At 52.8% G+C, this 23,166-nt stretch carries 19 protein-coding genes; 17 read left to right on the forward strand and 2 right to left on the reverse strand.

Going from position 1 to position 23,166, the window contains the following annotated elements; all coding sequences use genetic code 11:
- Nucleotides 1-9 precede the first annotated feature (9 nt).
- The 4 genes from NWAT_RS05345 to gatB all read left to right on the forward strand — a co-directional run bounded on the left by NWAT_RS05345 (nt 10) and on the right by gatB (nt 3,786).
- Entirely contained in the window at nt 10-264 is a 255-nt protein-coding gene (locus tag NWAT_RS05345; protein WP_041350505.1) for a hypothetical protein, read from the forward strand.
- A gap of 1 nt (nt 265) precedes the next feature.
- Complete coding sequence (locus NWAT_RS05350; RefSeq protein WP_041350506.1) at nt 266-451, forward strand: hypothetical protein; 186 nt, start codon at nt 266-268, stop codon at nt 449-451.
- A 486-nt stretch (nt 452-937) separates the two neighbouring features.
- Nucleotides 938-2,329, forward strand: a complete 1,392-nt coding sequence (locus NWAT_RS05355) for a UDP-glucose dehydrogenase family protein (protein WP_013220121.1) — start codon at nt 938-940, stop codon at nt 2,327-2,329.
- Between the two features lie 23 nt (nt 2,330-2,352).
- Nucleotides 2,353-3,786, forward strand: coding sequence for an Asp-tRNA(Asn)/Glu-tRNA(Gln) amidotransferase subunit GatB (gatB, locus tag NWAT_RS05360; RefSeq protein WP_013220122.1), 1,434 nt, complete (start codon nt 2,353-2,355; stop codon nt 3,784-3,786).
- A 19-nt stretch (nt 3,787-3,805) separates the two neighbouring features.
- Here the strand turns inward: gatB and argA are convergent, their stop codons facing one another.
- Nucleotides 3,806-5,188 carry an amino-acid N-acetyltransferase gene (gene argA, locus NWAT_RS05365; protein ID WP_013220123.1) on the reverse strand — a complete coding sequence of 461 codons (1,383 nt, stop codon included), beginning with the start codon at nt 5,186-5,188 and terminating at the stop codon, nt 3,806-3,808.
- Nucleotides 5,189-5,251: 63 nt separating this feature from the next.
- Between argA and NWAT_RS16630 the strand changes: the two genes are divergently transcribed.
- Entirely contained in the window at nt 5,252-5,404 is a 153-nt protein-coding gene (locus NWAT_RS16630) for a hypothetical protein (protein ID WP_157679812.1), read from the forward strand.
- Between the two features lie 165 nt (nt 5,405-5,569).
- On the opposite strand, the gene metH is transcribed toward NWAT_RS16630, so the two are convergent.
- Complete coding sequence (gene metH / locus NWAT_RS05370) at nt 5,570-9,268, reverse strand: methionine synthase (RefSeq protein ID WP_013220124.1); 3,699 nt, start codon at nt 9,266-9,268, stop codon at nt 5,570-5,572.
- 291 nt (nt 9,269-9,559) lie between these two features.
- On the opposite strand from metH, the gene NWAT_RS05375 reads away from it, so the two are divergent.
- The 12 genes from NWAT_RS05375 (at nt 9,560) to NWAT_RS05430 (ending at nt 23,051) form a co-directional block, all read left to right on the forward strand.
- Nucleotides 9,560-10,738: a hypothetical protein gene (locus tag NWAT_RS05375; protein ID WP_013220125.1), complete on the forward strand. Its 1,179-nt coding sequence runs from the start codon at nt 9,560-9,562 to the stop codon at nt 10,736-10,738.
- A complete protein-coding gene (locus NWAT_RS05380) occupies nt 10,735-11,649 on the forward strand; it encodes a DUF6384 family protein (RefSeq protein WP_013220126.1) in 915 nt (304 codons plus the stop codon). The genes NWAT_RS05375 and NWAT_RS05380 overlap by 4 nt, the downstream gene beginning before the upstream one ends.
- Nucleotides 11,650-11,661: 12 nt before the next feature.
- Nucleotides 11,662-13,119 carry a coiled-coil domain-containing protein gene (locus NWAT_RS05385; protein WP_013220127.1) on the forward strand — a complete coding sequence of 486 codons (1,458 nt, stop codon included), beginning with the start codon at nt 11,662-11,664 and terminating at the stop codon, nt 13,117-13,119.
- Nucleotides 13,120-13,122: 3 nt separating this feature from the next.
- The gene (locus NWAT_RS05390; RefSeq protein WP_013220128.1) at nt 13,123-14,544 is read left to right on the forward strand and encodes a PhoH family protein; all 1,422 of its coding nucleotides are present in this window, start codon (nt 13,123-13,125) and stop codon (nt 14,542-14,544) included.
- Nucleotides 14,545-14,750: 206 nt separating this feature from the next.
- Nucleotides 14,751-15,230: a nucleoside deaminase gene (locus NWAT_RS05395; protein WP_013220129.1), complete on the forward strand. Its 480-nt coding sequence runs from the start codon at nt 14,751-14,753 to the stop codon at nt 15,228-15,230.
- 319 nt (nt 15,231-15,549) lie between these two features.
- Entirely contained in the window at nt 15,550-16,161 is a 612-nt protein-coding gene (gene gmk, locus NWAT_RS05400; protein ID WP_013220130.1) for a guanylate kinase, read from the forward strand.
- Nucleotides 16,162-16,281: 120 nt separating this feature from the next.
- Nucleotides 16,282-16,542 (forward strand): DNA-directed RNA polymerase subunit omega, encoded by a 261-nt coding sequence (gene rpoZ, locus NWAT_RS05405; RefSeq protein WP_013220131.1) that lies wholly within the window; start codon nt 16,282-16,284, stop codon nt 16,540-16,542.
- Nucleotides 16,543-16,607: 65 nt separating this feature from the next.
- Complete coding sequence (locus tag NWAT_RS05410) at nt 16,608-18,737, forward strand: RelA/SpoT family protein (RefSeq protein WP_013220132.1); 2,130 nt, start codon at nt 16,608-16,610, stop codon at nt 18,735-18,737.
- Between the two features lie 26 nt (nt 18,738-18,763).
- Nucleotides 18,764-19,150: a Rid family detoxifying hydrolase gene (locus NWAT_RS05415; protein ID WP_013220133.1), complete on the forward strand. Its 387-nt coding sequence runs from the start codon at nt 18,764-18,766 to the stop codon at nt 19,148-19,150.
- Nucleotides 19,125-21,266 (forward strand): ATP-dependent DNA helicase RecG, encoded by a 2,142-nt coding sequence (gene recG, locus NWAT_RS05420; protein WP_013220134.1) that lies wholly within the window; start codon nt 19,125-19,127, stop codon nt 21,264-21,266. Before NWAT_RS05415 ends, recG begins: the two co-directional genes overlap by 26 nt.
- 37 nt (nt 21,267-21,303) lie before the next feature.
- Nucleotides 21,304-22,161 carry a 4-hydroxybenzoate octaprenyltransferase gene (gene ubiA / locus NWAT_RS05425; protein WP_013220135.1) on the forward strand — a complete coding sequence of 286 codons (858 nt, stop codon included), beginning with the start codon at nt 21,304-21,306 and terminating at the stop codon, nt 22,159-22,161.
- Between the two features lie 56 nt (nt 22,162-22,217).
- Complete coding sequence (locus tag NWAT_RS05430; RefSeq protein WP_013220136.1) at nt 22,218-23,051, forward strand: thermonuclease family protein; 834 nt, start codon at nt 22,218-22,220, stop codon at nt 23,049-23,051.
- Nucleotides 23,052-23,166: the final 115 nt, after the last annotated feature.

Genomic DNA, 23,166 nt, shown 5'->3' on the forward strand with positions numbered 1-23,166 from the left:
TGTGGACCGGTGCTGGGGAGAAGAGGTAACGCCTCCACCGAGGAGCGTATCGCCCTGCTAGAGCGGTTTCTACGCCGCTTTCCGCCGGAGCGCATTGAGTGTCTGGCGGCCGAGCGGGAGTTCCGTGGTCATCGGTGGTTAGCCTATCTCATCCAACGCGGGATTTGGTTTCGCTTGCGCCTTCCAAATAATACCCAGACCCCTAACTGCCCTTGTAACGCCCATCTACCGCTCACCCGGCTTTTTGCCCGTGCAGAGCGGTGAGGTGATGGTGCTCAATTGGCCACGGCGCCTATGGGGGCATACTTTGTACCTTGTCGGTACGCGCGCACCCCGTGGGGAACAGGTCATCGTCATCACGGCCCACGCCCCGGAACAGGCGCTCGAAGACTACCGGCAACGGTGGCAAACAGAGTGCCTGTTTGCGGTAATGAAGCGCCGGGGGTTTTAACCTCGAAGACACCACATCACCGATCCAGAGCGGGTCGCTCGCTTGAGCGCCGCGCTTGGAGTGTGATCCGGTTGGGGTTGGATACGCTGCGCCGAGCTTTGCCCAATGGCGCCTCACAAACACGGCAGATATGACTTTGGGTTGACCTCCTTTTTGATAAAAAGATCGCTATAACAAAAAATTAGAGAAAGTCTTTGTTTTTGTACCGTACTAAGAATCCTTTGTTAAACACCACCTTTAGATCATTTTCGATGACAACGGTGAAGCTTGTTCCAGGGATCAAAACATTCCAGCAGATCACGCTACCGAATACCTGCGTGATGCCGGTAAATAACAGCTTCCACAAACAAACAATTGTTTTAAAATTGGACTAAAGTAGAATGTGCTTGGAACTATGAGAGACATTCTGTGCTTGAAACTTTAATTTTGAACTTGTTTAAAATAATACCTTATTTTGTTATAGGTTTTTGATAAATAGGACATTAAATGAAAGTCACCGTATTTGGTTCGGGCTACGTGGGCCTTGTGACAGGCACTTGTCTGGCAGAAGTCGGCAATGAAGTACTCTGCATTGATACTAATGAGCAGAAAATTGCGATGCTTAAGCAAGGGGAAGTGCCTATCCACGAGCCTGGATTAGATGTTTTGGTACAGAAGAATATAGCAGGCAAGCGGCTCGGTTTTAGCACTGATGTTGCTCAGGGGATCGCCCACGGGCTCTTCCAGTTTATCGCAGTAGGTACACCTCCTGATGAGGACGGTTCCGCAGATCTCCAATATGTATTGGCAGTGGCGCGTAGTATTGGCAAAAATATGAAGGATTATCGTATTGTAGTCAATAAATCCACCGTGCCCGTGGGAACGGCTGATAAAGTTAGGGATACCATTCACGAAACCCTGGGAGAACGAGGTATCAAGCTTGAATTCGACGTGGTCTCTAATCCCGAGTTTCTCAAGGAAGGGGCGGCTATTGACGACTTTATGAAGCCTGATCGGATCATTGTCGGTGCTGATAACCCTCGCACTATTGAGTTATTGAGGATACTATACGCGCCTTTCAATCGAAGTCATGATCGCCTAGTGGCGATGGATATTCGTTCTGCAGAGCTGACCAAGTATGCAGCTAATGCTATGTTGGCTACCAAAATTAGTTTCATGAATGAAATGGCCAATCTGGCTGAAAAGCTTGGAGCTGATATTGAGCAAGTTCGCCTGGGTATAGGCGCTGATCCGCGAATTGGCTACCATTTTATCTATCCAGGTTGTGGCTACGGTGGTTCCTGTTTTCCTAAGGATGTTAAGGCCCTAGAGCGAATTGCCTGGGAAGTGGACTATAGTGCTGACTTACTTAAGGCGGTAGAAAGGGTCAACAATCAGCAAAAGCAAACCCTTTTTAATAAAATTCAAAGCCATTTTAAGGACCAGATGGCGGGACGGACTATTGCACTTTGGGGCTTAGCCTTCAAACCTAATACCGACGATATGCGCGAAGCGCCCAGCCGTACCCTCATGGAAGCACTCTGGAAAACCGGAGTTCGAGTTCGGGCCTATGATCCAATCGCTAGCAAGGAAGCGCAGCGCATTTATGGCAGCCGGGAGGATTTGACTTTATGCGAGACTCCAGAAGTAGCTTTGGAAGGCGCTGATGCGCTTGCGGTAGCCACGGAATGGAATATATTTCGGAGTTTGGACTTTGAGAGGGTTAGAACTACCCTCAAAGCACCCGTCGTATTCGATGGCCGTAATCTGTACGATCCGGGCCTCATGGCGAGCCAGGGTATTGTTTATTATTCAATCGGTCGGCCAACAGTGGCAGTTAGATCCCCCGCTGATCTGTCGGCGGATCACGCCCGTTTACCTGATATCTCTAGTCTATAATCTCATATTAATTGGGGCTACACATGCAATGGGAACCAGTTATTGGGTTAGAAATCCATGCCCAGCTCGCAACGAAATCTAAGATTTTCTCGGGTGCGGCCACTGCCTATGGTGCTTCCCCCAACACTCAGGCTTGTGCCGTTGATTTGGGTTTGCCTGGAGTACTACCGGTACTCAATCAGGCAGTTGTCTGTATGGCGGTTAAGTTTGGGTTAGCTATTGAGGCTAAAATAACCAAACACTCAGTTTTTGCTCGTAAAAATTATTTTTATCCGGATTTACCTAAAGGCTATCAGATCAGCCAGTACGAACTTCCTATCGTGGCCGATGGTCATGTGATCATTGAATTGGAAGATGGTACCGAGAAGCGTATCGAGATCATTCGCGCCCACTTGGAAGAAGATGCGGGAAAATCTTTACATGAAGATTTCCATGGGATGACTGGTATTGACCTGAACCGGGCTGGTACTCCCTTGCTAGAAATCGTTTCTAGCCCGGATTTACGTTCGACCAAGGAAGCGGTCATTTATATGAAAAAGATCCACACGCTGGTACGTTATCTTGGAATTTGCGATGGTAATATGCAGGAAGGGTCTTTTCGTTGTGATGCGAATGTTTCCATTCGCCCCCAAGGGCAGGAGACTTTGGGTACTCGTACGGAGCTTAAAAACATTAATTCCTTCCGCTTTGTGGAACGGGCCCTCCAATATGAGATCGAGCGTCAGGCCGAGGTTCTGGAGTCGGGAGACAAGGTGATTCAGGAAACCCGTCTCTTCGATCCGGCAAAAAATGAAACTCGTCCCATGCGCACCAAAGAGGAAGCTACTGACTATCGCTATTTTCCCGATCCAGATCTGTTGCCGTTAGTGCTAGAGGATAGCTTTATCGAAGAGGTTCGGGAAACTTTACCCGAACTTCCTGATGCTAAACGGAAGCGGTTCATGGTGGAGTATGCCCTCTCCGCCTATGATGCCAGCGTACTGACGGCGAGTCGGGAACTGGCTGATTACTACGAAGCGGTGGTCAAAACCGCTAATGGAGAAGGAAAGCTGAGTGCCAACTGGGTGATGGGGGATCTAGCGGGTGCCCTCAACAAGGAAGGAAAAAGTATTGAGGACAGTCCAGTTTCTCCAGAGCAACTCGGCCAATTGATCAAGCGCATTACCGATAAAACTATCTCTGGCAAGATTGCCAAGACCGTATTTGAAACCATGTATGCTCAGGGAGGTAAAGTCGATGAGATTATCGCACACCAAGGCTTAAAGCAGGTAACAGATACGGCTAGCATTGAAAAACTCATTGATGAGGTATTGGCGGCTAATCCTCAACAGGTAATGCAGTACCAAGCGGGTAAAGATAAACTTTTTGGTTTCTTTGTCGGTCAAGTGATGAAAGTTTCCAAGGGTAAGGCTAACCCCCAGCAGCTTAATGAGCTATTGAAGAAAAAGCTGGGCTAGCAGCGCAGGCGCGAAAAGGTTACAGGCATTTTATAAAAACTTTACTATTGCGCTGGTAATTGTAGAGCACCCGCTTATTTTCTGGTAAAGCGGCTAGATCGGCAGGTGCGAATCCCCGTTCCTGAAACCAATGGGCAGTTTGAGTGGTCAGGACGCAAAGGCGGTTAAGGCCCCTCTGCTTAGCCCCCTTTTCTATACTAGCTAGAAGGGCTGAGGCTCGCCCGGACTGGCGGTAATCGGGGTGGATCACTAGGCAAGCGAGTTCGCCTATGTTTTCCTCTGGAAAGGGGTAGAATGCGGCACAGCCAATAATGGTTCCATCTCGCTCCATGACCGTAAAGTGGTGGATTTCTATTTCTAATCGCTCCCGTGACCGTCGCACCAAGAAGCCCTTTTCTTCTAGGGGGGCAATGAGCTCCAGAATGCCGCCCACATCGCCAATTTCCGCCTGCCGAGTGTCTTCGAAAGCCATGGCCGTGACCAGTGTACCTATACCATCCCGGCTAAATAGTTCCATTAATAGGGCTCCATCCAAATGCTGATCAAGAATATGGACTCGAGGGACTCTGGCGCGGCAAGCATGAATCGCGCTTTGAAGGTGATCTGCAAGCTCGGGAGGTAATCCGGGGGTTGATTCTAGTAACTGTTCCGCTTCGCTGGTAGTTAGCTCCTGGGGCAGGGGAAAAGGGGCCGTGGTGGGCAAACCGCCAGTGCCGATAAAGATTAATTTATCTGCTCCCAAGGCGATGGCAGAGGCGGTGGCTACATCTTCTGCGCTAAGATTAAAGACCTCACCGGTAGGAGAGTAACCTAATGGAGAAAGGAGGACGATGGCGTTGTTACTAAGGCGTTGCCGTACCGCTTCGATATCGACCTTACGCACTTCTCCCGTGTGACAGTAGTCTACTCCTTCCCTGACTCCTAGAGGGCGGGCAGTAATGAAGTTACCGGAAGCAACCCGGACTCGGGCTCCTGCCATGGGGGAGTTGGGTAGGCCCATGGATAGTAAGGCTTCGATTTCGAGCCGTACCGCACCGACGGCCTCTTTAACGCAAGGCAAGGCGGCATTGTCCGTTACCCGTAGACCCCTAACATAACGTAGCTTCAATCCCCGTTGGGCAAGAGCGGCTTCAATTTGGGGGCGGGCGCCATGGACTAAGACCAGTCGGATACCGAGGCTACCTAGCAGGGCAATATCATGGATAAGATGAGGAAAGCCAGGCTTCTGTATCGCTTCTCCCGTAAAGGCAATAGTAAATGTGCGGCTCCGGTGGGCATGAATATAAGGGGCAGCGTTCCTAAACCAATGGATTTCGTGCAAAGGGCGATCCGTACTCAAGATGGTTTTGCCTCTATCAACTGAAATAAAAAGTGAGTTGGTTCTCGCTTCAGCGATCAGCATATTCTATGCCGGCTTACTTGAGAAAGAGACATTGAGTAGTTTCGAGCAGGTGCTCGTCCACCGGTGTTGACAGCGCCGCCACTTGATCAGCCAACCGTCGGCGGCGATTGCGTAGGCGTCGATCAGCGGCCTGATGATCTGGGTGTTGATCTGATCACCGATGTTGCTCTTGCCCTTGAACTTTGCCATATCGGTGAAGCTAGCCCCCGGGGATGACTACCGACGGGGCGAAGTCGTCCGCGTCGGTGTATTTGCCGGTTGGGAAGCGTCCATGCCTCCGCGTAGTTCATCGTAGGAGGCCCAAAGAGAGGAATAGAGTTCGGGTTTTTTTGATAGCCACGGTTGATGTCAGTTATTCGCGCGGTGAGCGCGCGCTATTTGTTAAATTTCATACCCCAAAATGGATCTCAGCCAGCGCTCCACCTGCTCCACGCTGATTTCCTTGCGGCGGGCATAGTCCTTCACCTGATCCTTTTGAATTTTGCCGGTACCAAAATAACGGGATTCCGGGTGGGGAAAATACCAGCCGGAAACCGCGGCGGTGGGAACCATGGCATAGCTTTCGGTCAGGATGATGCCGGCATTTTTATCGGGTTCTATGAGCTGCCACAGGGTGGCTTTTTCCGTATGATCGGGGCACGCTGGATAACCCGGCGCGGGCCGGACTCCCCGATAATTTTCGCTAATCAACTCCTCATTGGTAAGGGCCTCATCCGGGGCATAGCGCCAGAACTCCTTGCGGACCCGCTCGTGCATGCGCTCGGCGAAGGCTTCGGCCAGACGATCAGCAATGGCTTTGAGTAAGATGCTATTGTAATCGTCATGGTGTTGGGCAAAGGCTGCCAGGTGCTCATCAATGCCTAGGCCAGCGGTAACCGCGAAAGCGCCAATATAATCGGCCACCCCCGTTTCTTTGGGAGCCACGTAATCCGCCAGGCAATAGTTGGGCTGACCGCTACGGCGCACCATTTGCTGGCGAATATGGTGCAAGGTCGTGAGGACTTCCTGGCGGCTTTCATCGGTGTACAATTCGATATCATCTTCATTGACCGTATTAGCGGGAAAAAAGCCGATAACCGCCCGCGCCTCCAGCCATTTTTCTTCCAACACCTGCTTGAGCAGTGCCTGGGCGTCCTTAAGTAGCTTGCGCGCCTCCTCGCCCACCACTTCATCTTGCAAAATTTTGGGATATTTACCCGCCAACTCCCAGGCATGGAAAAAAGGCGTCCAGTCAATGCGGGCGCTCAACTCTTCCAGGGGATAATCCGCAAAGGATTTGAGGCCCAGGAAAGTGGGCCGTGGAGGCACATAAGCCGTCCAGTCGGTTTTAAGCTTATTGGCCCGGGCTTGGGGCAGGGGCGTATGGCTTCTTTCCGTTTGCTGTTCCGCCCGTCGCCGCCGCATTTGGCCATATTCCTCCGTGATCTCGGCGGCATATTCTGCTTTAAGGCTAGGATTAAGCAGGCGCTGGGCCACGCCCACCACCCGGGAGGCGTCCGGGACATAGACCACCGGTTGGCTATATTGGGGTTCAATTCTGACCGCCGTGTGCATTTTAGAGGTGGTAGCTCCTCCAATCAGCAACGGCAAATCAAAATTCTGCCGCTCCATTTCCTTGGCTACATGGACCATTTCATCCAGGGAAGGAGTGATCAACCCGGACAGGCCCACAAAGTCACAGGACTCTTCCTTGGCCGTTTGCAGAATCTTTTCCGCGGGTACCATGACCCCCAGGTCAATGACTTCGAAACTGTTACATTGTAATACCACGGCGACAATGTTTTTACCGATATCGTGGACATCCCCCTTGACCGTGGCCAGCACTACCTTGCCGTGGCTCTTATAGGACTCTTTTTCCTTTTCCATAAAGGGCAATAGGTAGGCGACGGCTTTTTTCATGACTCGGGCTGACTTCACCACTTGGGGTAAAAACATCTTGCCCGAGCCGAACAAGTCTCCCACCACGTTCATACCGTCCATGAGAGGGCCTTCAATCACATCCAGGGGCCGCTTGGCGGCTAAGCGGGCCTCTTCGGTATCGGCTTCCACAAAGTCAGTGATTCCCTTGACTAGGGCATGGGCGAGGCGTTCGTTGACGGGCAACTCCCGCCAGGCAAGATCCTCCTTGCGCTCGGCCGCCTCTCCGCCCGCGCCCCGGTATTTTTCGGCGATCTCCAGCAGTCTTTCTGTGGCCTCGGGATGGCGGTTGAGAATGACATCTTCTACCCGTTCCCGCAGATCTGGGTCGATTTCATCATAAACCGCCAATTGCCCAGCATTGACTATGCCCATATCCATGCCCGCCTGAATGGCATGGTAGAGAAACACGGCATGAATGGCTTCCCGCACCTTTTCATTGCCCCGGAAGGAGAAGGAGACATTGGACACGCCGCCGGAAACCAGGGCCGGGGGCAAGGTCCGTTTGATTTCCCGGGTCGCCTCGATGTAGGTCACCCCATAGTTATTATGTTCCTCAATGCCCGTGGCCACGGCAAAGATATTGGGATCAAAAATGATATCTTCCGCCGGGAAACCTATTTTTTCGGTCAGCAGCTGATAGGCCCGGGCGCAAATCCCAACCTTGCGCTCGGTGGTTTCTGCCTGTCCTTGCTCATCAAAAGCCATGATGACTGCTGCCGCGCCATAACGGCGGACTTGTTTGGCCTGCTGAAGGAAAGGTTCCTCCCCTTCCTTCAGGGAAATGGAATTGACGATTCCTTTCCCTTGAATACATTTGAGTCCGGCTTCGATGACCTCCCATTTGGAAGAATCGATCATCACCGGAACCCGGGAAATATCTGGTTCAGCCGCGATCAAATTCAGGAAACGGACCATGGCTTTTTGGGAATCCAGCAAACCCTCGTCCATATTGATATCAATAATCTGGGCGCCGTTTTCTACTTGTTGCCGCGCCACCTCCAGGGCGGTGTCATAATCTTCTTCCTTAATGAGGCGGCGGAACTTGGCCGAGCCGGTGATGTTGGTGCGTTCCCCCACATTGACAAAAAGGGAGTCGCTCTCAATATTGCTTGGCTCAAGGCCCGAAAGCCGGCAGGCTACCGGCCGCTGGGGAATTTTTCTCGGAGGATATTTTTCCACTGCTTCCCGGATGGCGCGAATATGCTCGGGGGTGGTACCGCAGCAGCCGCCGACGATATTTAAAAAGCCCGCTTGCGCCCACTCGCCGATTTCCTGGGCCATCTCCTCCGGGGTTTCATCGTAGCCGCCGAATTCATTGGGCAGTCCGGCATTGGGATGAGCCGCTACATGGGTATCCGCCAGGGTGGCCAACTCTTCCACATACTGCCGCAGTTGCTTGGGACCCAACGCGCAATTCAGACCAAAAGCCAGGGGTTCCGCGTGGCGCAGGGAATTCCAGAAAGCCTCGGTAGTCTGGCCCGACAAGGTCCGGCCGGAGGCATCGGTAATGGTGCCCGAAATCATGACTGGGAAGCGGCTCTGATGGTCCTCAAAATACTTTTCAATGGCGTAAACGGCGGCCTTGGCATTGAGGGTATCGAAAATCGTTTCCACCAGCAGGATATCCGCGCCCCCTTGGATGAGCCCCTGGATTGATTCGGTATAGGCGGCTACCAGTTCATCAAAAGACGTATTGCGAAATCCAGGATCATTGACATCGGGAGAAATGGAAGCGGTGCGGTTAGTGGGGCCTAAGACACCGGCGACGAAACGGGGGCGATCCGGGTTCTTCGCCGTCATCTCATCGGCCATTTCCCGGGCCAATTGTGCCGCTGTCTGGTTAATTTCCACCGCCAACTCTTCCATCCGATAATCCGCCATGGCGATCCGGGTGGCATTGAAGGTATTGGTCTCAATAATATCCGCACCCGCCTCCAAGTAATGACCATGGATTTCCCGGAGAATTTGTGGCTGAGTTAGGGCTAGCAGATCGTTATTTCCCTTGAGATCGCAAGGCCAGTCGGCAAAACGATCTCCGCGGAATTCTGCTTCGGTCAGGCCGTAGCTCTGAATCATGGTGCCAAGCGCCCCATCTAGTATTAGAATGCGTTTAGCCAGTTGTTCCTTAAGCGGGGTAATACGTGGAGATGTTACAGACATAATGATGTTGAGAACCTGTTCCGGAATTCAAAAAAAATAACGAAAGCCCCGTTCCTGATGAACTAAATTAACAATTGTTAAATTGCAACCTGCCTATGTTATCGGCTTGTTTCTATTGAGGATATCGGGTTCTTGCCAAAACACTGGCGAAGTAGCCATGGGCGCTATGTCCTCCGTTGACGGCATGCCTGTATGCACCCATCCTGGGGCTATATGCGCCAAGCAGACTCATTATAACAGACGTGTTCCTTCCCCACATTCATTAAAAAGCTTGCCGCGCCAGGAGAATTTATGAATACCATTGCCACGCCTATGCAGTATCTGGATAAAGCCATGAATCAGCTGCACGACCTCGGGTTATTATCTGCAGGCGAGCGCCAGGAGGCACCTATTATCGCCTTGCTCAACCAGATCTCCGACCTTGACCAGGCGCGGGTTACCGCTATCGCGCGCACGCTAAACCAGGCTTCCCTTTTTAATGAGGTTGTACGTGAGCAGGTACAAGCCATGGAAATCGGCGCGCGCTACGAGGAGATCACCCATGCTTTTAATAGCATCCGCGACGATGCTAAATCCATGGTTGAGCAAATCGAGGATGGGAAGATCGATACCTTCGAGCGCTTGGGCAATATCTGGATGAAAATTAGCCGCGGGGACATCGCCACTCGTTTTGATAAAATCAAGGAGACCTATCTTGAGGTGACCGCCGCCACCTATGATCAGATTCAGCGGGAACAAAAGATCTTACAAGCCTATCAGGATTTCCGGGGAGCCCTTAAGCAGTCTGAGGTGCTGGCGTTTGAGGTGCTGAAGGCGGCCGAGGGTAAGCTCGATGCCGCCAAGGCCGGTGTCAAAGCGGCAATGAAGATGATCGAGACCTATCAGGGAGATGAAGCGGCCGAACGGGCCAAATTGGAGCTAGCCCGGGATGAGGAAGTACGCCTGTTGCAAAATGAGGAAAAACGTTATCAAATTGCCAAGGATCTGTCGGATAATTTAACCATTAGCTATAACACTTCCGAGGTGGTGATGGCGCGCCTGATACAGACTACCAATGCCAAGGAGCGGATCTATGCCCAGGCGGTGAGCTTCTTCAGCACCAATGAGGTTGTGCTGACTGCACTGACCGCCTCTTTCACCGGCATGTTTGGCCTGCATGAGAGTACTCGAACCGTGGAGGCCATGAAGGAGGGGGTGAGCCAATCCCTTGAGGTGCTTGCCGATATCGGCGGCAAGGTTCAGGAGGCGGCGGTGAAGGCTGGCTACGGACCCACGGTGCGTGCGGATGCGGTCAAAAAACTGGTCGACTCGGTGGTCAACTGGCAGAACCGCTCCCACGAGATCATCGAGGAAATGCGCCAACAGAGCACTGCCAACGCGAGCGAAATTCGTAATGCGGTGGAAGAGGGCAAGCGCAAACTTGCCCGTCTGGCGGAAGCTGGCAAGAGTGCGACGGCTGTCGCGCAATGAACACGGAAGCAGCGACCTCCGCGACGCCCAGCAGGCAGCCCCTGGATGAGGTTATGCTGGCTATGGACGTGGTGGATACTCTGCGTCGGCGCGAGCGTTTGGTAAAGCGCGAGATCGAAGTGGAGGGTCGGGAACAGGATCTTAAGGAGCATCTGCGCAAAATTTACCAGGCCCAGGGCATTGAGGTCCCGGATCGGATTCTGGCAGAGGGGGTGGCTGCGCTTAGGGAGGATCGCTTCGTTTATAAGCCGCCGGCGGAAAGCTTCCATGTCAAGCTGGCGCGCCTCTACGTTAGCCGCAATCGCTGGGGCAAGTGGCTGCTGGGGGGGATAGGCGTTCTGATGATCGCCTGGACCATCAATTACTTCGCCTTTGTTGCTCCGGCTAAAGCTCTGCCAGGAGAAATTGCCGCAGCCCATGCAAAAGCAGCCGAGATCGCCAGCTCCGATCGTGCCCGGGAGCGTGCGGAGCAACTGCTGCATGCCGGGCAAACCGCGCTGCACAATGAGAATAAGGATGCCGCCCGGCAGGTGCTGCGGTCGCTGGAGGACTTGCGCACCCGTTTGGAGCAGGAGTATACGTTGCGTATCGTCAACCGGCCAAGGGAGCAGAGCGGCGTTTGGCGCGTGCCGGATATCAATACCCGCGCCCGCAATTACTACCTCATTGTCGAGGCCATCGATCCCAGCGGTAAGGTGCTCACAGTCCCCATCACCAATGAGGAAACTGGCAAGACCGAGCGCGTTACCCAGTGGGGCTTACGCGTGGACGAAGCGACTTTCCAGCGGGTTGCCCGCGACAAGCAAGACAACGGCATCATCGAGGAGAACCGTGTTGGCTACAAGAAGCGCGGCCACCTGCTACCGACTTATGAGATGCGCACCACGGGTGGCGCTATTACCGAGTGGTAGAAAGAAACAGGCATGATTTCTGGGCGACAGGCACTAGCCTTTATTGACAATACCCTTAATGAAGAACGGGCTAAAATAAACAAGGCTGGGCAGAGCATCGAAATGCTTAACGCCACGCAGGTAGAATACCAGCGGGAGGACGCCAAGGACTACCGTGAACTGGCAAAGATACGAATAGATCTGCTAGCTGGCGGACAGTTGGTGGAGCACCTTAAGCGGACGGAACAGCATGTTCTGGCCCTGCTGAAAAACCGGGAGGCCGCAGCACGGGAACTCAATGAACGCATCCAGGCTGCCGAAGGCGCGCGCGTGACCCTGGAAGCAAAACGCGCGGTCCAAGCCGATGAGGTGGACCAAGCTGTGGAGGCTGTGGACCAAGCCGAGGGGGACACCCAGAGGCGCCTAGACGCTGATCCAGACTACCAAGTCCAAAGGGAACGAACGCGAGAGGCGGCGCGCACTGCTAAACATGCCGATGAAAAGGCCACGCAAAGTGAGCAGGAAAGGATGCTGAAGAGTGAATCCTACCGTCATGATGCCCTGTTCATGTATCTATGGAAGCGCCAATACGGGCTGCCGGAATATAGCGCTAACGCCCTCATCCGCCAGCTTGACGGCAAGGTTGCGCGGCTGATCGGTTTTGCTGACGCTAGGGCCAACTATGAACGGCTAAACGAAATTCCGGTGCGGTTGCGGGAACATGCCGAAAGGCTCAAAGCAGTAGCGGAAGAGGCGTTTCAAGCACTTAAAATACTCGACACCAAGGCACAGAAGGCGGACGGTATTCCGGCGTTGGAACAAGCCTTAGCCCAGCAACAAAGTAAGCTTGATCACATTGATGCGCGTCTTGAGATTGGGCGGATAGAGTATCAGGAGCTGCTGGCGCGGAAGACAGCCTTCGCTACGGGTAACGATGAACACACGCGCAAGGCGGTAGCTTACCTTGCCGCGGAGTTTCAGCGGGACGATCTCACGGAACTGCGCCGTGAAGCTTTGGCAACCCCTTTTCCGGAGGATGATCTTATCGTCAACCGCCTGCTCCAGCGCGACAATGAGCGCTGCCAGCTGGAATCATCCCTCCAGGGTCTCAAGGAGACGCTGGAGCAGTACCGCAAACGTCTGGCGGAGCTTGAGTCGGTACAGGCCGAGTTCAAGCGCCACCGCTATGACCGTGCGGGCTCGTCTTTCCGTGACGGCGCCCTTGTTACCCTGATGCTTGGCAACTTTCTCAATGGCATGCTCGATCGACGGGCATTGTGGAAGTTGTTCCAGGAGCAGCAACGTTACCGGCCCGAACACAGCAACCCGACTTTCGGCTCGGGTGGCTTCGGCCACGGCAGCGTATGGGGTAGCAGTATCAGGGATGATCTGGGGGGCAGCTTTAGTAGCCGTGGAGGCGGAGGATTTCGCACCGGTGGTGGCTTTGGTGGTCGCGGCGGCGGAGGCTTCCGTACCGGCGGAGGATTTTAAAGGGTGAGCCAAACGTCTTCTGCTGATAAACGCCTTTTTGTCCTCGACACCAATGTGCTCATGCACGATCCCGCGGCTATTTTTCGTTTCCAGGAACATGATATTTATCTGCCCATGATTGTGCTAGAGGAATTGGATTCGGCCAAGAAGGGACTCTCGGAAGTCGCCCGCAATGTACGCCAGGCAACCCGTTTTTTAGATGATTTGCTGGAGCAAATCGAATCCCCCGAGGAAATTAATCAGGGCCTCCCGCTGCCGGCTACCCTCCACTCCGGAAATGGGAGAACAGCAGAGATCAGTGGGCGCCTTTTTTTCCAGACCCACGCATTGAATGTCGACCTGCCGGAAGCCATGCCGGGCCAGAAGCCCGATAATAGCATTCTCGGCACTGCTATGGCTCTGCAGGAGGTGCACCCGGACCATACGGTCACCTTGGTCTCCAAGGATATTAATCTCCGTATTAAAGCCACTGTGTTGGGTATCCACGCCGAGGATTATTATAACGATAAAGTTCTGGACGATGTGGATCTGCTCTATACTGGCAGTTTTGAGCTTCCCCACGATTTCTGGGGAACCCACGGGAAGGCCATGGATTCCTGGAACGAACGGGGGCGTACTTTTTACCGAATTAAAGGCCCCCTGGTGGCGGAGTGGTATCCCAATCAGTGTCTTTATCCAGGAGAGGAGCACGGTTTCGAAGCCCTGGTACGCAGCCGGGAAAGCGATACCGCCGTTATTGAGCTGGCCCAGGATTATCGTTCTTCCCGCCATACGGTCTGGGGTATTTCCGCCCGGAACCGGGAGCAGAATTTCGCCCTTAATCTGCTTCTTGATCCAGAAATAGATTTTGTAACCCTCCTGGGAATGGCTGGGACTGGTAAGACTTTACTTACCCTGGCCGCCGGGCTTGCCCAAACCCTGGAAACCAAGCATTATCGGGAGATTATCATGACCCGGGTGACGGTTCCTCTTGGTGAGGACATTGGTTTTTTACCTGGCACGGAAGAAGAAAAAATGACCCCCTGGATGGGGGCGCTCATGGATAACCTGGAAGTGCTAGCCAAACCGGATATGGGTGGGGAATGGGCCCGGGCCGCTACCAATGATTTGCTGCAAAATCGGATCAAGATCCGTTCTCTCAATTTTATGCGCGGGCGCACTTTTCTCAACAAATTTATTATTCTCGATGAGGCGCAAAATCTCACTTCCAAGCAAATGAAAACTTTGATCACCCGTGCCGGGCCTGGCACTAAAATTGTTTGCCTGGGTAACATCGCTCAGATCGATACGCCTTACCTAACGGAAACTACTTCCGGTTTGACCTATGTGGTCGATTACTTTAAAAACTGGGAGTACAGCGGTCATATTACTCTGCTGCGGGGGGAGCGCTCCCGCCTCGCTGATTTTGCCTCCAGTGTGCTGTAGCGAGAATTTACAAGGGCGCCTTAAGGCAAACTCGTCACCAGCCAGTGTATCCTTTCGAATTCCCGTAGTAATCAGACAATATAATATCTTCCCGCCTTAGCATTAAAGTCATTAGATTGCTGGAACGGATGTTGTTGCTTGATATAGAGCTAATGGTAGGATCACTCATCGTAGTTGAGGAAACCAGAATCAGAATTCGACAATAGATGATTAAAGATTCAGATATGCAGTACCTGCGACGCTGTGTAGAACTCGCAGCTAAGGCACTGGAATCGGGTGATGAGCCGTTCGGCTCTGTACTTGTTGCGGCGGACGGGAAGGTGCTTTTTGAGGACCGCAACCGGGTAGCCTCGGGCGATCGGACCCGTCATCCAGAGTTTGAAATTGCACGGTGGGCTGCGGCGAATATGTCCCCGGAGGCCAGAGTAGCAGCAACCGTCTACACCTCCGGCGAGCATTGTCCAATGTGTGCCGCAGCCCATGGCTGGGTCGGGCTCGGGCGTATCGTGTATGTAAGTTCCTCCGAGCAATTGGCAACATGGCTCACTGATCTCGGTGTTCCAGCACCTCCTGTGCGAACTCTGCCAATCCGCGAGGTTGTTCCCGGTGTAGCGGTAGAGGGTCCAGCTCCAAGCCTTGTCGAGCAGGTGCATGAGCTGCATCGTCGTTTCTATAACTCGTCATAATGGGTGCCATCATTTAGCATTGAAAAACTTGAGTGCTTGTAGATGGGATTTTAAGCAGTAGCCTGCAAGTGGCTTACACCCATTCCGGGCCTATCGACCCTCCACGGATCGTGCAACGAGGGAACCGGTTTGAAGGTTGCTATGTTCTCCGTGAAGATGATGGATGGAGAATTCCGTGGCTTTCCGTTAAAGTAAGTGTGTTTGAGGTATAGAGAGGGCTTAGCGTTCACCTCAAATGCTCCGGGTTGGCCAGTTTGGCTGCTGAGTAGTTTTATGGATACCTTCTTTGCGTTTAAGGTTTTTCTAAAAATAACGAATTATGTCTGGCAGCCTATTTATCGTTGCAGCTCCCTCCGGCGCTGGGAAAACCAGCTTGGTCAAGGCGCTGGCAGCCTCGATAGCCGATATTCGCCTTTCCATTTCTCATACAACCCGTCCTCCGCGGCCAGGAGAACGAGATGGAATGGATTATCACTTTGTTACCGAAGCCATCTTTGAAACCATGCAGCGGGGAGGTGGTTTCTTAGAGCATGCCCAAGTGTTTGGACATCGCTACGGTACAGCCAAAAAAAGCGTGCTTCCGCTTTTGGCGCAAGGCTTGGATGTCATTCTCGAGATTGATTGGCAGGGAAGACGCCAGGTGCAAGCGCAATTTCCTCACTGTGTGAGCATCTTTATTTTGCCCCCTTCCCGGGAGACCCTAGAGCACAGGCTGCGCCTCCGGGGACAAGATACGGAAGCCGTGGTTGCCCGCCGGATGGGGGACGCGTGTGCCGAGATTTCTCACTATAATGAGTTTGATTACCTGGTGGTCAATGATAACTTTGAGGTAGCATGTGCGGATTTGATGACTATTGTTCAAAGTCGGCGTTTGCTGCGTTTACGGCAAGAGAAAAAGTTAAAATCCCTATTAGGCGAGCTATTAGGGTGAAAATTTTCTTTGGGAAAAAAGTGCCTGTTTGGGAGATCTTTAAGCATTATAATAAGCATGGGAGCAAAATGCCTTTTGCTTAGTCTTATAGTTTAGAGCAACAGAGGAGAACGGCCAACCATGGCGCGACTAACGGTTGAAGATTGCGTTGATAATATTAATAATCGCTTTTTATTAGTTTTGGCAGCAGCTAAGCGGGCGCGGCAACTAGCCATGGGAGCCACGCCCACAGTGCCTTGGGATAATGATAAGCCTACAGTGGTCGCCTTGCGCGAAATTGCGGAAGGCCATATTGATGTAGGCGTTATGGATACGGCCAGCGCCCGGGAACATGCTGAAGAGTCGCACGTAAGCGAAGAAGAAGTGCGGGAGGAATCCTGAGTACTCCAACCCAAATTTTTGCTGATTCACCTCTTAAGGAGCCGCAGCTCTCCAAGAGCAGTGTTTTGCCAGCGCCTGGGAGTATCGATAGTCTTTGCACGAGTGTAGCGGACTATCTTGATTCGGGCTTGCAAAGTGAAATTCGGCGCGCCTATGATTTCGCCGCTGCCGCTCATGGAGAGCAGAAACGCCGCTCTGGCGAACCTTATATTACCCATCCCCTGGCAGTGGCGGGAATTATGGCGGAAATGCACATGGATCATCAGTGTGTCATGGCCGCCCTGCTGCATGATGTTTTAGAGGATACGGGCGCTACGAAGGCTGACCTGGCCCAATATTTTAGTGAGGAGGTTGCTGAGCTAGTGGATGGGGTCAGCAAGCTTGCCCAGATTAATGCTGCCTCCCGCGAGCATGCGCAAGCGGAGAATTTACGCAAGATGCTATTGGCTATGACTCGGGACATCCGGGTCATTCTGCTGAAATTGGCCGACCGCCTCCATAATATGCGCACATTGGGTTATGTAGCGCGGGAAAAGCAACGCCGTATTGCCCGCGAAACCTTGGAAATCTATGCGCCTATTGCCAATCGCTTGGGAATGGACGGCATTCGCCGGGAGCTGCAAGATTTAGGCTTTCAAATGCTCTATCCGCTCCGTTATCGGGTTTTGGATGCGGCGGTCAGGCGGGCCCGGGGGAACCGCAAGGAAATCGTAAAGACTATTCAGGCTACGACTGCCCAAAGGCTAGCTCAAGAAGGGCCGGCAGGGCTGGTCGAAGGGCGAGAGAAAAGCCTTTATAGCCTCTATGTTAAGATGCGAGATAAACGCCATTCTCTTGCCGAAATAATGGATATTTATGCCCTTCGTATTACCGTGGACTCGGCGGATACGTGTTACCGTGCATTGGGAGTTATTCATAATCTTTACAAACCTGTTCCTGGTAAATTCAAGGATTATATAGCTATCCCCAAGGCCAATGGCTATCAGTCCTTGCATACTGTTTTGTTTGGCCCCCATGGCGTGCCGATTGAAGCCCAGATCCGGACACATGATATGGACCGGGTGGCGGAGGCAGGGATTGCTGCCCATTGGTTATATAAATCTGGTGGTGAACGGGCTCAACATCGGGCGCGGGTATGGCTTAAAGGTTTGCTGGAAATGCAGCAAAATGCGGGAGATTCCCTGGAATTTCTCGAGAATGTTAAAGTCGATCTATTCCCCGATGAAGTCTACGTGTTTACTCCCCGCGGTAAGATTATGATTCTGGTCCGGGGCGCCACAGCAGTAGATTTTGCCTATGCGGTACACACGGATGTGGGTAATCGTTGCATTGCTGCTAAGATTGACCGACGGCTTGTGCCTTTATCCACTCCCCTTGAGAACGGGCAAAATATAGAAATTATCACCGCTCCCACAGCTCGGCCTAGCCCCTATTGGCTTAACTTTGTGGTGACTGGTAAAGCACGGGCCAGTATTCGGGGTTATCTTAAAAATTTAAAACGGGAGGAGTCGATCGAGCTAGGCTTACGCTTGCTGAATAGGCAGCTTTTGAGCTATTCCCTGACGTTGGATGATATCTTCCCGGATCGCCTGCAGTTTCTCCTTAAGGAATTCGGACTAGAAAATCTCGATCAGCTCCTGGAGGCCGTTGGGCTTGGCAACCGCCCCGCCTTGCTCGTTGCCCGGCGTTTGGTATCGGATCGGGAAGCAAAAGAAGAAGAAAAAAAACTGGAGGCTGGTGATTCCGCTCGGCAGCCCTTAAGAATTAAGGGAACCGAAGGAATGGTACTCACTTTTGCTAAATGTTGCCGTCCCATTCCAGGTGATCCTATTCGCGGTTTCGTCACTGCGGGGCGGGGGATCGTGATTCATACGGAGCGGTGTAAAAATCTGGCTGAATTCAGAGGCCGGCCTGAATGCTGGACCGAAGTGGAATGGGCCGAGGAGGTACAGGCCGAGTTTCCGGTGGAAATCCGGGTGGATGTAGAAAACCGCCGTGGTGTGCTTGCCACCGTGGCCGCCACCATCTCTGATACCAACACCAATATTGATAATGTCAGCCTCGATGATCAGGAGGGTACTATCTGTAGCATTCTGTTTACCCTGGAAGTCCGGAGCCGTTACCAGCTAGCGCATATTATGCGGCGGCTCCGGACTCTCGATATGGTGCTGCGTATCGTTCGTGGCAAGCATTGAATGATGATCCCTTGAAGGAGTCCCCCATGTCCCGCAACGTGATCGAGACGGCTCATGCCCCCCGTGCTATTGGCACTTATTCTCAGGCGGTGAAGGTAGGTAAGGTTGTGTATCTTTCCGGCCAAATACCCCTGGTACCTAAGACGATGGAGTTGGTGGAAGGAAGCATGGAAGCCCAAATCCAGCAAGTTTTTGAGAATCTTAAAGCAGTCGTTGAAGCTGCGGGGGGTGATCTAGCCCAGATAGCAAAGTTAAATATTTACCTCACCGATTTAGCCCACTTTCCTCTCGTGAATACTACTATGGAAGGCTACTTCCAGCCTCCTTATCCTGCCCGTGCGGTTATCGGGGTGGCTGCTCTCCCCAAGGGTGCCGCGGTGGAAATGGATGCCATTGTCCACCTTGACGAGTGAAAAATCCAACTCTATTGAGAGTCGGGGTAGCCGCCACAGCCCCCTAACTTTAGCTACTCCAGTCACCACGCTCAAGGGCGTGGGCCCTAGTCTAGCTAATCGGCTAGCTAGGCTAGGGCTTTGTAAAGTCCAGGATTTGCTCTTCCATCTCCCTCAGCGTTACCAGGATCGCACCCGGGTAGCCCCCATTAGCCTCTTACAAAAAGGCAGGGAGGCATTGATCGAGGGAGAAATTCAGTTGTGTGAACTTCGCCCAGGGCGTCGCCAGTCCTTGCTCTGTTCTTTAAGCGATAGAACGGGAAAGATCTTTCTGCGTTTTTTTCATTTCTCGGCCTGGCAGCAAAACTTATTGACTCCGGGAGCGCGGGTACGCTGCTTCGGTGAACCGCGGCAGGGCGCTGCGGGCCTAGAAATGGTCCATCCTGACTATCACCGTCTCTCGGAGGATAGGCCAGCGGTCACTGAGGCTTATCTGACCCCTGTCTACCCTGTTACGGAAGGGTTGCGCCAATCCAGTTTGAGGGATCTTATTCAAGGGGTGCTTAAAGATCTGGGCGAAGAGGGAATCATTGATCATGTCCCGTCAGGGTTTCTAGCAGGGATTGGTTTGCCCACTTTAAGCGAGGCGCTTATGTATCTTCATCAGCCGCCGCCTGATGCTCCCTTGGACTTGCTTGCCGAGGGGAAACATCCCGTGCAGCAGCGGCTAGCTTTTGAAGAATTGCTGGCGCACCATTTAAGTCTACGGCAATTACGTTTACGAACCTCCTGTCTCCAGGCGCCACTTCTCTCCAGCGAAGGGCGGTTGCAACAACGCTTTTTGGCTACGCTTCCTTTTCCGTTGACGGCAGCCCAAAGCCAAGTCGCCCAAGAAATCTTGGCGGATATGGCCCAGGAATCGCCCATGCAGCGCCTACTTCAGGGGGATGTGGGTTCCGGTAAAACGGTAGTCGCTGCCCTGGCCATTTTGCAGGCGGTTGAGGCCGGATACCAAGCGGTGCTGATGGCTCCTACTGAGTTACTGGCGGAGCAGCATCTGCGCGTCTTGCAAGACTGGTTTTGCCCTTCTGACATTAAGGTGGAATGGCTGGCTGCGAAAAGAACTGCAAAAGCGCGGCGGGAAAGTTTGGAGCGGCTCGAAGGTGGAGAAACAGCCGTTGCGGTGGGTACCCATGCGCTGTTTCAGGAGGGGGTCAATTTTCATAATCTAGGTTTAGTGGTAGTGGATGAGCAACACCGCTTTGGCGTTGAGCAGCGTTTGGCGCTGCGGGAGAAGGGTCGCTATGGCAATAGCTGCCCCCATCAATTGATTATGACTGCCACGCCTATCCCCCGTACCTTGGCCATGACGGCCTATGCCGATCTGGACACGTCGGTGATTGACCAATTACCCCCCGGACGTATTCCTGTTGCTACTGCGGTAGCCTCGGACCGTCGCCGCGACGAGGTAGTGGCCAGAGTGCGCTGGGCCTGCAGAGCGGGCAGACAGGCCTATTGGGTTTGTACCCTGATTGAAGAATCCGATAGCTTACAGGCGCAGGCCGCGGAGGAATCAGCGGCGGAGCTTGCTGAGGCACTGCCTGAGTTACGCATCGGGCTTATTCATGGCCGGATGAAGACGCAGGAGAAAGAGCGCACCATGGCCGCCTTTAAATCAGGCATTCTTCATCTTTTGGTGGCCACTACGGTGATTGAGGTGGGGGTGGATGTTCCGAACGCCAGTTTGATGATCATCGAAAATGCCGAGCGCCTGGGGCTTTCTCAACTGCATCAGTTGCGGGGGCGGGTTGGCCGCGGTGCGGCGGATAGCTATTGTGTACTGTTGTATCATGGACCGTTATCCGAGCTGAGCCGGGCACGGCTAGCTTGTTTGCGGGCGACTAACGATGGCTTTGAGATCGCACGCCGCGATCTTGAGCTTCGCGGTCCTGGCGAGGTACTAGGAACCCGCCAAACGGGTTTGCCCCAATATCGGGTGGCTAATCTTATGCGGGACCAGGAGTTATTGGTAAGCGTAGGACAGGTAGCAGACCGATTTCAGCAGCGCTATCCTGCGCAAGTCGCTTCTTTAATTAGTCGCTGGCTCGGGGAAGAAAACCGGTATGGGGAAGTGTAGAAATCCTTAATTTTATTATGTTCTCTTATTTTCTATTATGAAACAACGTCTTGTAATATATGCTCAATTAATGCGGTTGGATCGTCCCGTGGGTATTTTTTTATTGTTATGGCCCACCTTGTGGGCTTTGTGGATTGCCAGCGCGGGCCAACCCGATCCCAAAGTGTTGCTGGTATTTGTGGCCGGCGTAGCGCTTATGCGTTCTGCAGGATGCGTTATCAATGATTTTGCCGATCGCGCTTTCGATCCCCATGTAAAGCGCACGATTAACCGTCCTTTGGCTACGGGTAAGGTGCGTCCCCAAGAGGCTTTGCTTCTATTCGCGGGACTATGCCTCGTAGCCTTTGGACTAGTTCTGCTGCTTAATCCGCTGACGATAGGACTCTCTTTTGCTGGCGCTTTACTGGCTGCGACCTATCCTTTCATGAAGCGTTACACCCATTGGCCCCAGGCTTACCTAGGGGCTGCTTTTGGTTGGGCGGTGCCCATGGCTTTTGCAGCTCAAACGGGAGCGGTGCCCCTTGTGGCGTGGCTGCTCTTTATGGCCACAGTATTGTGGGCGACAGTATATGACACTTTCTATGGCATGGTGGATCGAGAAGATGATCTACTCATTGGTGTTAAATCCACCGCTATCCTGTTTGGGGAGGATGATTGGCTGATGACTACTCTCCTGCAAGGGGCGTTGCTGTTGCTCCTATTCTGGATAGGATATCGGGAAGAATTAGGGTTTTATTATTATTTTGGCTTAGTAATTGCCGCAGGGTTGGCGGGTTATCAGCAGTATTTGCTTCGGAGTCGGGAACCAGCCCAATATTTCCGGGCATTTCTTAATAATAATGTTTTTGGAGCCGTTATATTCGGAGGAATCGTGCTTCATTATCTGACCGCGTAAGCTAGCGCATAACTCCTTTCTGCATAGGAAAAAACATCAATATTCCGGCTAGGTTGATGACTGCCGGTAAAATTCTATTGCTGGGAGTACTCGCTTCATTGGTGTTTGTCTCCTCAGAGGCGGCGGTATTTCGCTGGATAGACTCGACAGGCCGCACCCACTACAGTGATCGTCCCCAGCCGGGTGCTCAAGAGTTAAAACTTAATAAGCTTGCGGCACCCTTTTACTATGTTCAGCGGGTATATGATGGCGATACCCTCCTGCTCAAGGGGGATATCCGGGTTCGGTTATTAGGGATCGATACGCCGGAGGTTGAGGGCCGTTACCGGGCGGAGCAAGTAGGGGGCGGCTCGGCCCGGGATTGGTTGCGGCAACGTATTGAAGGGCAGAAGGTACGGCTTGAATTTGATCAAGAGCGACATGATCATTATCAACGCTTGCTAGCCCATGTCTTTACCGTAGAGGGGAAACACCTTAACCTTCTCTTGGTGGAGGAAGGCTTGGCCGTGGTCAGTATTTTTCCTCCCAATCTCAAGTATGGCACTCAACTGGCGCAGGCGCAGGAGCGCGCCGAAGCAGCCCGGCGGGGGCTTTGGAATATGCCAGACTATGCCCCCCGGCCGATTTTAGCGATTCCCCAGGAGGGATATCAACGAGGTTGGCGACGTTATCAAGGAACTCCAGTAGCGATCCGCTCGAGCCGCAAGTATGTCCGCTTGGTTTTTAGTAAGCAGGTAGAGGTGCGCATTCCCCAAGCGCAATTAAATCTTTTCGGAAAGCTTGAGCGCTATCTGGAAAAACAACTGGAAGTTCGGGGATGGGTCTCCCGCCGTAAAGAAAATTATTCGATCCTGGTGCGTCATCCCAGCGGACTCAAGCTACTTTTTTAAATTCCTCGGCCCAGAAGCGCTTGCAGAGAGATGCCATGACTACTGTTGATGCCTAAGAGAATTTTTCTCGCCTGGAGCAGGCTGGGGGTTATGATGGTTAAGACGGGGAGGAGGG

Origin of the sequence: Nitrosococcus watsonii C-113, assembly GCF_000143085.1 — a bacterium.
Lineage (GTDB): Bacteria > Pseudomonadota > Gammaproteobacteria > Nitrosococcales > Nitrosococcaceae > Nitrosococcus > Nitrosococcus watsonii.